Annotated in this window: 9 protein-coding genes; 6 read left to right on the top strand and 3 right to left on the bottom strand. The window is 55.4% G+C overall.

Annotated features, from left to right (window positions below):
* Positions 1-335 precede the first annotated feature (335 nt).
* Complete coding sequence (locus TMES_RS21700) at positions 336-1,028, top strand: GntR family transcriptional regulator (protein ID WP_085586545.1); 693 nt, start codon at positions 336-338, stop codon at positions 1,026-1,028.
* Positions 1,029-1,065: 37 nt separating this feature from the next.
* Here the strand turns inward: TMES_RS21700 and TMES_RS21695 are convergent, their stop codons facing one another.
* From TMES_RS21695 to TMES_RS21685, 3 genes are all read right to left on the bottom strand, one after another.
* Positions 1,066-1,638 carry a UbiX family flavin prenyltransferase gene (locus tag TMES_RS21695; protein ID WP_085586543.1) on the bottom strand — a complete coding sequence of 191 codons (573 nt, stop codon included), beginning with the start codon at positions 1,636-1,638 and terminating at the stop codon, positions 1,066-1,068.
* A 31-nt stretch (positions 1,639-1,669) separates the two neighbouring features.
* Positions 1,670-2,353 carry a GntR family transcriptional regulator gene (locus TMES_RS21690; RefSeq protein ID WP_085586541.1) on the bottom strand — a complete coding sequence of 228 codons (684 nt, stop codon included), beginning with the start codon at positions 2,351-2,353 and terminating at the stop codon, positions 1,670-1,672.
* Between the two features lie 297 nt (positions 2,354-2,650).
* A complete protein-coding gene (locus TMES_RS21685) occupies positions 2,651-4,312 on the bottom strand; it encodes a UbiD family decarboxylase (protein ID WP_085586539.1) in 1,662 nt (553 codons plus the stop codon).
* Between the two features lie 247 nt (positions 4,313-4,559).
* Here TMES_RS21685 and TMES_RS21680 point away from each other — a divergent pair, with 247 nt between their 5' ends.
* Genes TMES_RS21680 through TMES_RS21660 form a run of 5 tightly spaced genes read left to right on the top strand, consistent with a single transcriptional unit; the run spans position 4,560 to position 9,920 of the window.
* The gene (locus tag TMES_RS21680) at positions 4,560-6,977 is read left to right on the top strand and encodes a xanthine dehydrogenase family protein molybdopterin-binding subunit (RefSeq protein ID WP_085586537.1); all 2,418 of its coding nucleotides are present in this window, start codon (positions 4,560-4,562) and stop codon (positions 6,975-6,977) included.
* Positions 6,978-7,002: 25 nt separating this feature from the next.
* Positions 7,003-7,941, top strand: coding sequence for an ABC transporter substrate-binding protein (locus tag TMES_RS21675; protein WP_085586535.1), 939 nt, complete (start codon positions 7,003-7,005; stop codon positions 7,939-7,941).
* 23 nt (positions 7,942-7,964) lie between these two features.
* Positions 7,965-8,564 (top strand): SRPBCC family protein, encoded by a 600-nt coding sequence (locus tag TMES_RS21670; protein ID WP_085586533.1) that lies wholly within the window; start codon positions 7,965-7,967, stop codon positions 8,562-8,564.
* Between the two features lie 21 nt (positions 8,565-8,585).
* Positions 8,586-9,074 carry a (2Fe-2S)-binding protein gene (locus TMES_RS21665; RefSeq protein WP_085586531.1) on the top strand — a complete coding sequence of 163 codons (489 nt, stop codon included), beginning with the start codon at positions 8,586-8,588 and terminating at the stop codon, positions 9,072-9,074.
* A gap of 30 nt (positions 9,075-9,104) precedes the next feature.
* Positions 9,105-9,920 carry an FAD binding domain-containing protein gene (locus tag TMES_RS21660; RefSeq protein ID WP_085586529.1) on the top strand — a complete coding sequence of 272 codons (816 nt, stop codon included), beginning with the start codon at positions 9,105-9,107 and terminating at the stop codon, positions 9,918-9,920.
* Positions 9,921-9,965: the final 45 nt, after the last annotated feature.

Below are 9,965 nucleotides of genomic sequence, written 5' to 3'. Positions count from 1 at the left end.
AATGTTTGTGCCGGTGTTGCTGATCATGATTGTTGCGGTGTTGCTGACCGCCATGGTCGGCTGGCTGGAAAAATTCGTCGCCCCGTGGCAGACCGAAATCACACAGCATGAAAATGCCTGATCGGTCTGTCGACTAGGCATGCGTGCCGTTTGTAAGGTTCCGGCTCCAGTTCCCGTTCGCGTTTAAGCGCAGCATTTCAGGTCTGACCCTTTCCGGTCAGGCCTTTTTGCTGTTTGCAGGTTTGCGGTATTTAACCAAACCTGCATATTCCGGGTGCAAATGTCGCCTTATCGCTATATACACAAAAATATAACGATGAGGCGAAGGCAAGGGCATGACCGAACTGACATTGCAAATACCGACCAATATGTCGCTGCGCCAGCAGGTTATCGATAATTTGCGCCGATCTATTCTGACGGGAAACTTGCAGCCGGGGCAAAAGCTGATTGAACGGGAATTATGCGAAGCCATGCAGATCAGCCGCACCGTTCTACGCGAAGCCTTGCAACATCTTTATGCCGAGGGCCTGATTGTCGATACGCCCCGGCGCGGACGCATGGTGTGTGAAATCAGCACCGATGACGCCAGCGATATTTTTGAAGCCCGCGCTGCACTGGAAAAACTGGTGGGGGAGGGGTTTGCCCGAAATGCCACGCCCGAGCAAATCGCATCCCTGCGCGCCTGTTGCCGTCAGATTGCCCCGGCCGAGGCAGATGGCGATCACTGCGAAAACATAGATCAGATCGAAAACCGCTTTTTCGCCCTGATGCTGGACGGATACGGCAACAAGGTCGCGGCCGATCTTTTTACCCTGTTGGGCAACAGATTTACCCTGGTGCGGCGTTTGCCGGTTTTTCGGGCAAAGTGGTCACAGAATATACCAGCCGAATTGCAGCAAATTGTGTGTGCAATTCAGGCCCGTGATATCGCCCTGATCGGGCATTTATGCCACCAAAGAATTGGTAAATTGCACGATGCCCAATTGGTAACACAGGCACATAACGACATGGGCCGCGCCGAGGTTTAAGCGTCTTGTTCCAGCGTTGCCAGCCATCGGAAACCGCTTATTCTTCGATATTTTCGGTCCAGCGTTTGACGACGGGCAAATTGATATCCAGCAAATCCAGCGCCCTTCCCGTGGTTTGGGTGACGATGTCATCAATGGTTTGCGGCCGGCTGTAAAATGCCGGTACGGGCGGCATGATAATGGCGCCGCTTGCAGTTGCCTGTTGCATCAGGGCCAAATGCCCGGCATGAAGGGGCGTTTCGCGCAATAACAAAACCACACGCCGACGTTCTTTCAGGCACACATCGGCGGCGCGCACAATCAGTTCGTCATTATAACAATTTGCGATCCCGCTGAGCGTTTTGATCGAACAGGGGGCCACCAGCATACCCGCCGTTTTAAACGAGCCCGACGAAACCGCCGCGCCAATATCGCGATAATTGTAAACAACATCGGCCAGATCGCGAATTTCAGCGGCATTCATATCAAGTTCAGCCGCCGCCGTCACAAGGGCGGCAGGCGAAATAATGGCATGGGTTTCAATATCGGGCACTTCCTTTAAAAGCTGAAGTGCGCGAACGCCATAGATCACGCCAGACGCGCCGGTAATGGCGATGATAACCCTTTGCATGATCTGCTTTCTCCCAAATATAACCGGTGTCTCAGGCGTTGGCGGCGTCTTCTTTGGCGCGCGCCAGGGCTGAGCGTGCCGAATTGGCAACATGGTTTTCTGCCGCCTTGTGGGCGGCGGCTTTGTCGCGTTTTGCAATCGTCTCGACGATTTGTTCTATTTCGCGAATGCTTTGCTGGCGGCGGTCCGGCTTAATCACCGATACCCGGCGCAAGGGTGATGTCAGCAATGTCAGGCGCTTTAAAATATCAAAAGCGATCTGGTTGCGCGCGCCAGAGCAGATCAGATCATAAAAGTCGCGTTTGGCGGCAACGATGTCCTCGGCGCTGCCATCGCGATAAGCTGATGTCAGCTTTTTGCTTTGTTCTTTAAGGCCATTAATTTCCGCATCGGGCGCATTTTCAATAAACTGCTCGACAATCAGGGGTTCAAGCACGCCGCGAATACGGTAAATATTTTCGGCTTCCTCGGGGCTGACGGTAATCACAGTCAGGCCGCGATTGTGCAAATCGGTCAGGATGCCTTCGGTTTGCAACTGGCGCAGCGCTTCACGCAGTGATGTGCGGCTAACTCCGAGTTTTTCACACAGGTCTTTTTCAACAAGTCGGGTGCCTGGTTGCAGATACCCGGTTTCGATGGCCCGCCGCAGCGCGTGCAGGATCTTATTCCTTAACGGTGCTGCCTCTTGCTTCAGGGCTTTGAAAGGTTCGTTCATGTTTGTCCCTCGCACGCGGCAATTGCTGAAAATTGGCAACAAGTCAGGCGCTGGTATGCGCAAAATTGTTACCCGTATTGAGCGAATTGCCACATACTTGTCAAGTCGCAGCGCCGCCGGGAGGGCCAACACCGCTATAAACGCAAGATTGCCAGAATAATGTAACGCGCCAGGCCCGGATCGAAGCATCTTTTTGCGGGGACATACCGCCCGTCTGGCAATTTGATCCCCGCTGTCAGATAAATATCGCACCGTAGCAGGCGTGCAGCCGCCTAAAATACCCCGCTTTGGGCTAGCTCATTTTGGATCGGGCGTTTGGGGTTCCGGCACGCCGTTTTCAATATCGCGGGCCGGGGTTTCGGGTTTCATCCCGCCCTGACGCCGCGAAAATGTATGGGCACCGTTTTCACGCCAGTCGCCATTGGTGGTTTTATCGGCAAAATCGGCCCACAAATTGCTCCAGTCACCCAAAGAATATCCATGCCAGGGCGATTGCGGTGTCAGGCGGGGGAGTTGCAATTCTTCCCAAATCTGGCGGGCACGCGTCATGTATTTTTCGGCGGGCAACGCCAGCGGCGGCATTGGTGCTTTCAAGGTGGCGTCAATCAACAAGGTGCCTTCGGCGTTTTTCGACCCCGATTTTGGCCCATGCCCACCGGAACGATACGGCGTCACATGCACATCATCAATCATATTGGCCCGATAGGCCATCGACCAGAAAACGGCATCGGCGTTGCGTGCATCAATGTCGTCCGACACCGCAATAACGATTTTGCCGCACTGCGCCTGCAAGGTCGCCGCCCCCTGTAACCCGCGCCATATTTCGGATTGCGGGGTGTCCGGGGCAAATTGCAAAAAGATCACTTTGCGGATATTGGTCAGCGGTTCGTGCATGACCACGCGTTTCAACCCCTTGACGTTAAGCACTTTTTGCAAGTGATTAAGAAAAAGCGGTTCATATGCCACGCGTTTAAGAACGCTCGACTCACTGGGCGTCACCTGGCTGACAATCGAAACCAGCACCGGTTTGCGTTTGCGCGTGATGGCGGTGACTTGCATTGACATATTATAGTCTTCAAGGGCGACATGGCCGTGGCTTTCGCCAAAGGGCCCTTCAGGTTCCAGCAAAACCGGGTCGATCAGCCCTTCAATAACAATTTCGGCATCGGCGGGCACTTCAAGGTCGATGGTTTTGCATTTGGTAATGCGAATGGCCTTGCCCATCAGGCCGCCAGCCACGCCCAGTTCGTCCTGATCAATCGGCAATTTTTGCGGCCCGGTAAACAAAACCGCCGGCGCACAGCCAATCACAATGGCGCAGGGCATCGGTTTGCCCATTTCCTTGTATTTCAACCAGTGCTGATACCCCCCGGCGCCGCTTAACCGGCTTGCCATGCGCACGCCAAGCCGGTCTTCGGCTTTTAACGCGGCGCGATAGGTGCCCATATTACGAATGCCGTTTTCAGGGTCGCGGGTCACGCACAATGTGGCGGTAAAATATGGTGCGCTGTCAAATCCCGGGGTTGAAACCGGCACGGGCAGGCTGCCAAGGCCGCAGCCTTCCTTGCGCAATTCATCGCCGGTAATCACCACTTCATGGCAGGGCGCATCGTCGATCATAACCGGTTCAATCGGGTTTTCCATCGCACGCAGCCACACATCACCGATGTCGCTTTCGCTTACCCCCAGTCCGGCGGCATAAATCGCGGGTGATGCGGCCAATACACCGACAGCAACCGGAATATCGTATTTCTTGCCTTTGGCATCCGTGACGTCGGTAAACAAAAAGCCCCGGCGCTGTTCATCGGGCAGGCCGCCCTGAAACTGCCAGCGCGCCAGCGGATGTAACTCGCTGTCTTTGTCGATGGGCACCTGGATACGGGTCAGAAGTCCCCGTTCTTCCAATATGGCGATGTGTTCTTGCAGGTCCATCGGGGCTTTTTGATCTGGTTTTGTCATGGACATTAAGCTCCTGAAGCGTGTCGCCACTTATGCGGGCGACTACTGAATATGTTTTTCCCAGCGATATTTGCGCCCCAAAGCGGGCGAAAACAAACGAAAGGAAATGTTTTTCGTTTTTGCCGTTGCAATATTTTGCCATACTGTCATACATTGTGACGAAGAACAATAGTTAGCGTAGGCACCGTGCCAAAAAATGATTGCAGATCAGGCCACTGCCAACGGCGTTGACACAGGAGGAGGTTTTATGACGCGTCCGACCCCGGATATTTCACCGGCTGCCCTTAACGACGTGCGCCAGGAAGGCAATTCCCCGGAGCTTGATCTGGTGCGCAAGGCATTGTTTCAGCATGTCGGCAAACCGATCCCGCGCAAGGAAGATCGCCGCCTGACCACAGGCAAGGGTCGCTTTTCCGACGATTTCAGCCTGCCGGGCCAAACCTATGCCGCCATGGTCCGCTCCCCTTATCCTCATGCCCGAATTCTGGGTATTGATACGGCAGATGCCTTGGCAATGCCGGGGGTGTTAACCATTCTGACCGGTCAGGATGTGCGCGATGACGGCCTGTTGCCCGTGCCGCACAACCCGGTACCCTCGACCAATTTTGATATGAAATTAACCGCCCCGGATGGCGGCATACCTTTTATCGGCCCGCATTATTTGCTGCCAACCGACAAGGCCCGCCATGTGGGCGAAGCCGTGGCGATTGTGGTGGCAGAAACATCGGCACAGGCCGTTGATGCCGCCGAACAGGTGATGGTTGATTACGAAGAACTTCCCCACATCACCGGCACCGCCGCCGCCGCAGAACCCGGTGCCGCGTCGGTCTGGGATGAAGTGCCGGATAATGTTTTCATCGATACAAAATTTGGCGACTGGGCCGCAACCGATGCGGTTTTTGCCTCCGCCCGCCATGTGGTACGCGCCGATTTTCATATCGACCGCGTCACTGCCATGACGCTGGAACCACGCGCCGCGCTGGGAAGTTTCGACGAAGAAACCGGTCGTTACACCCTTTATGCCGGAAGCGGCGGAGCTGTGCGCCAAAAAGGCGAACTTTCAAAGGTTCTGGGGGTCGAGGCCGACCGCGTTCGTGTGTTGTCGTTTGATGTCGGCGGCAATTTCGGCGCGCGTAACCGTGTTTATGTTGAATTTGGCCTTGTCTTGTGGGCATCGCGCCGCATTGGCCGCCCGGTTAAATTTACCGCCACCCGATCCGAAGCCTTTCTGACCGATTATCAAGGCCGCGACCTTGTCACCAAGGTGGAGCTTGCCCTTGATGAAAACGGCAAGTTTCTGGCGCTGCGCGCCGATAATCTTAGCAATGTTGGCGCGCGTTGTGTGTCGCTTTCCCCGCTTAGCAAGGGGTCGGGCCTGATCACCGGGTCGTATGATATTCCAATTGCCGCGTTGCGCGCCCGGGCTGTTTTCACCAATACCATGTGTACCCAGGCCTATCGCAGTTCTGGCCGCCCCGAGGTGACCTATGCCATCGAACGGCTGGTCGAGCTTGCGGCCCTTGAACTGGGTTTTGATCCGCTGGAATTGCGGCGCAAAAACCTGATCCCGGAATCGGCAATGCCCTACACCAATGCTGTCGGCTCGATCTATGACAGCGGCCAGTATGAAAAAAACATGGACTGGGTGTTAAGAATTGCCGACTGGGACGGTTTTGATGCCCGCAAGGCACAATCCGCCAGCCGGGGTAAATTGCGCGGACGCGGTTTTGCCAACTATGTTGAATCCTCCATCGGCTCCCCGCGCGAACGCGCCGAAATCGAAATCAAGCTAGATGGCACGGTCGAGGTGGTTATTGGCACCCAGCCCAGTGGGCAGGGCCACGAAACCAGCTTTGCCCAGGTTGTTGCCGATATGATCCAGGTGCCGGTTGCCAAGGTCTGGATCGTGCTGGGCGATACCGACATTGTCAGTGTCGGGGGTGGTTCCCATTCCGGGCGTTCCATGCGCCATGCCGGAACGGTAATGGCCATGGCGGCGGCCGATTTGTTAACCGAAGGCCGCAAACGCGCCGCCGACCTGTTTGATACCGAAATGAGCGGCATCGAATTTGAAAGCGGTTATTTCAAGGTGACCGGGACCAATAAGGCGATTGATATTTTTGCCCTTGGCGAACAAACCCGGGGCACGCACGGGCCCTTGCGGGTGGCGCGCAATAACGAAATGCACACCCCGGTTTACCCCAACGGGGCCGCCATTTGCGAGGTTGAAGTCGACCCGGAAACCGGCCTTGTTACCATTGTTGGCTATTCGACAATTGACGATGTTGGCCGCTGCATTAACCCGTTGATCGTTCACGGGCAAACCCATGGCGGTATTGCCCAGGGGGTGGGGCAGGCGATGTGGGAATTATGCGCAATCGAACCCGAAACAGGCCAGCCCTTGGCCGGGTCGCTGATGGATTACGGTATGCCGCGTTCCGACAATATGCCGTTTTTCAATTGCGAAATCGCGGAAGTTATTTCACCAACCAACCCGCTGGGCATTAAAGCGGGCGGGGAAGGTGGCACAACCCCCGCACTGGTAACCGTTACCAACGCCGTAATTGATGCCGTGAAAGATTTTGGTGTGACCAATCTTGCGATGCCGTTGACGCCCTTTACCGTCTGGAAGGCCATCCATCAAAGCAATCGTCACCCAGCATAAAAGAAAAGACCAAAGGAGCGTTCTTATGAGCGACCAACTCACCACCCTTCGGGTTATTGCCTTTCCCGGTGCGCCTAATTTGCCCACCTTCGCCGCCCTCGAAAAAGGTTTCTTTCGCGCCGAAAACCTTGATATCGAACTGACATTAACGCCTGATTCCGTAACCCAGGCCAAGCGGACGGCAGCGGGCGATTTTGACATTGTCTTTACCGCCTTTGACAATGTCGTTGCCTATGGCGAAGGACAAGGGGCGGCAGGCCCGGATACAGACCCGCAATATGTTGTCATTGCCGGTGCCACCCAGCTTGAGCTGGCCGTTATCGCCGCATCCGATGTTAAAACACTTGCGGGGTTAAAAGGGCGCACCGTTGCGCTTGATGCGCTTTCAACCGGCTTTGCCTTTGTGTTGTATGACATGCTGGCACAGGCCGGGTTGGGCGACGGCGATGTTGAATTTGTCCCGGTCGGGGCCACCCCGCAACGCTGGCAGTCTGTGCGCGCGGGCGATCATGCCGCCACCCTGGCGCTGGAACCGTTCACCAGCATTGCACAGCGGGCCGGGTTTAATGTGCTGGCCCGGTCTTCGGAAATCTTTGACAGTTATCAGGGCGGGGTCATTGCAACCCGCCGTACCTGGGCGGCCGAACATCCCGACCTTGTGCGCGCCTTTTTGCGTGCGTCGCTCGCCGGGTTGGCATGGGTGCTTGACCCGCAAAACCGCGACGAAGCCGAAAACATCCTGCGCGCCAGAATGCCCGAAATTCAACCTGCGGCTTTGCAATCGGTGATGGACAGTGTTTTGTCCCCGCATTCCGGGCTGACGCCAAATGCCGAAATTCTGCCTGATGGCATGAAACAGGTACTTGCGCTTCGGTCGCGTTTTGCCAACGGCGGTAATGCCTTAACCGACATTGCCAAATATCTCGACCTGTCATTTTACGACACCGTGATCAACCAGAAATAATAAAATTACAGGGAGAGACCACAATGGAAATCAAAGGCGAATACCTGATTGATGCGCCGCGTGAAAAAGTCTGGGCGTTGATTAACGACCCCGACGTGCTGGCAAAATGCATTCCGGGTTGTGACGACCTTCAAGGGACCCCCGAAGAAGGTTTTAGTGCCCGTGTCACCACCAAAATCGGCCCGGTGAAAGCGACCTTTAACGGGGCTGTCACCCTGTCCAATGTCAACCCGCCTGAAAGCTATACCATTTCGGGCGAAGGCAAGGGCGGTGTGGCCGGTTTTGCCAAAGGCGGTGCCGATGTGCTTTTGGTGGACGAAGGCGGCGCGGGACAACAAACCCGCCTGACCTATAATGTCAAGGCGCAGGTCGGCGGCAAGCTGGCGCAACTTGGATCGCGCTTGATTGACTCAACGGCCAAAAAACTCGCCGGTGAATTTTTTACCAATCTGGTCGCGCAAATGGAAGAACCCGCCCCGCAGGAAAATGACGCGGATGTTTCCGCATCCCAAAGCCCGGCGGGTTCGGGTGCCGCCAAACGTTCCACGGGCCGCACAGTTTTGCTGACCGGTGTTGCCATTGTCATTGTCGCAGCCCTTGCGGCGATGATGCTTGGTCATTAACAGGCATAAAGGTTTTTTGACATGTCGAGCATCACAATTTCAGTAAACGGCACGCCCTATACCCGCGACGTCGAAGATCGAACCCTTCTGGTTCATTTTATCCGCGACCATCTGGCGTTGACCGGCACCCATGTGGGCTGTGACACCACCCAGTGCGGGGCCTGCACCGTTGTCGTTGATGGCAAAGCGGTAAAATCCTGCACCGTTCTGGCGGTGTCCGCCGATGGCAGCGATGTGACAACAGTTGAAGGTTTGGCCGACGGCGACAACTTGCACGATGTTCAAACTGCTTTTCACGAACATCACGGCCTGCAATGCGGCTTTTGTACATCAGGCATGATCATGGCGGCGGTCAATATGATCAAGCGCCATGACGGTATGCTTGATGAAGCAACCGTGCGTCATGAACTTGAAGGCAATCTGTGCCGGTGTACGGGCTATCACAATATTATCAAGTCTGTTTTGGCTGCAGCTGAAAAGCATCGCCAGCGCAATCATGCTGCTGCCTGACCGGCGCGCAAAAAGACAAAAGGTCACATCATGTACGATACCGTATATCACCGGCCCCAAACCATTAATGATGCCGTCAAACTGTGTTCTGAACTAGACGAACCGGCATATCTGTCAGGCGGGCATACCCTTATCCCTGCAATGAAAGGTCGTCTGGCCGCCCCTGCCCATTTAATTGACGTGCGCCGTATTCCCGATCTGGCCGGTATTACCGTCACGTCGGATCACGTCCTCATCGGGTCGGCCACCACCCATGCCGAGGTCGCGGCATCTGCGCCCATCGCCTCTGCCATCCCTGCTTTGCCTGGGCTGGCCGGGTCCATTGGTGATGTGCAGGTGCGCAATGTTGGTACAATGGGCGGCTCGGTCGCCAATAATGACCCGGCGGCTGATTATCCCTCTGCCGTGCTGGCCCTTGATGCCACCATCGTCACCGACCGCCGCGAAATTGCTGCGGATGATTATTTCGACGGGCTCTACAGCACGGTTTTGGAACCGTCCGAACTGTTAACCCGCATCAAATATAAAATCCCGACCATCGCCGGATATGCCAAATTTCGCAATCCGGCTTCGCGCTATGCGCTTGCTGCGGCGTTCATTGCCAAATACGCCGGTGGCAGCGTGCGCGTGGCCATCACGGGGGCGGGTAATTCCGGTGTTTTTCGCTGGAAAGAAGCCGAAGACGCCATTGCAAACGGTGCAACATCCGATGCAATTAAAAACTTGCATCTCGACCCGGAAGACATGATGGGCGACATGCATGCATCTGCCGAATATCGCAGCCATCTGGTTACGATTGTTACGGCGCGCGCCCTTGATCATCTGGGAGGTGTCAATATCACATAAATTATGCTCGCTATCGGGCAAACATACACTATGACGAGATGACAT

The organism is Thalassospira mesophila, assembly GCF_002115755.1.
Classification (GTDB): Bacteria; Pseudomonadota; Alphaproteobacteria; order Rhodospirillales; family Thalassospiraceae; genus Thalassospira; species Thalassospira mesophila.
The sequence above is the reverse complement of the archived record's forward strand: the minus strand, read 5'-3'. Positions and strand labels throughout refer to the sequence as shown.

What these genes read in the sequence shown, in the direction of transcription:
- TMES_RS21700 (WP_085586545.1), top strand. Translation starts at nt 336, where the DNA reads ATGACCGAACTGACATTGCAAATACCGACCAATATGTCGCTGCGCCAG.
- TMES_RS21695 (WP_085586543.1), bottom strand. Translation starts at nt 1,638, where the DNA reads ATGCAAAGGGTTATCATCGCCATTACCGGCGCGTCTGGCGTGATCTAT.
- TMES_RS21690 (WP_085586541.1), bottom strand. Translation starts at nt 2,353, where the DNA reads ATGAACGAACCTTTCAAAGCCCTGAAGCAAGAGGCAGCACCGTTAAGG.
- TMES_RS21685 (WP_085586539.1), bottom strand. Translation starts at nt 4,312, where the DNA reads ATGACAAAACCAGATCAAAAAGCCCCGATGGACCTGCAAGAACACATC.
- TMES_RS21680 (WP_085586537.1), top strand. Translation starts at nt 4,560, where the DNA reads ATGACGCGTCCGACCCCGGATATTTCACCGGCTGCCCTTAACGACGTG.
- TMES_RS21675 (WP_085586535.1), top strand. Translation starts at nt 7,003, where the DNA reads ATGAGCGACCAACTCACCACCCTTCGGGTTATTGCCTTTCCCGGTGCG.
- TMES_RS21670 (WP_085586533.1), top strand. Translation starts at nt 7,965, where the DNA reads ATGGAAATCAAAGGCGAATACCTGATTGATGCGCCGCGTGAAAAAGTC.
- TMES_RS21665 (WP_085586531.1), top strand. Translation starts at nt 8,586, where the DNA reads ATGTCGAGCATCACAATTTCAGTAAACGGCACGCCCTATACCCGCGAC.
- TMES_RS21660 (WP_085586529.1), top strand. Translation starts at nt 9,105, where the DNA reads ATGTACGATACCGTATATCACCGGCCCCAAACCATTAATGATGCCGTC.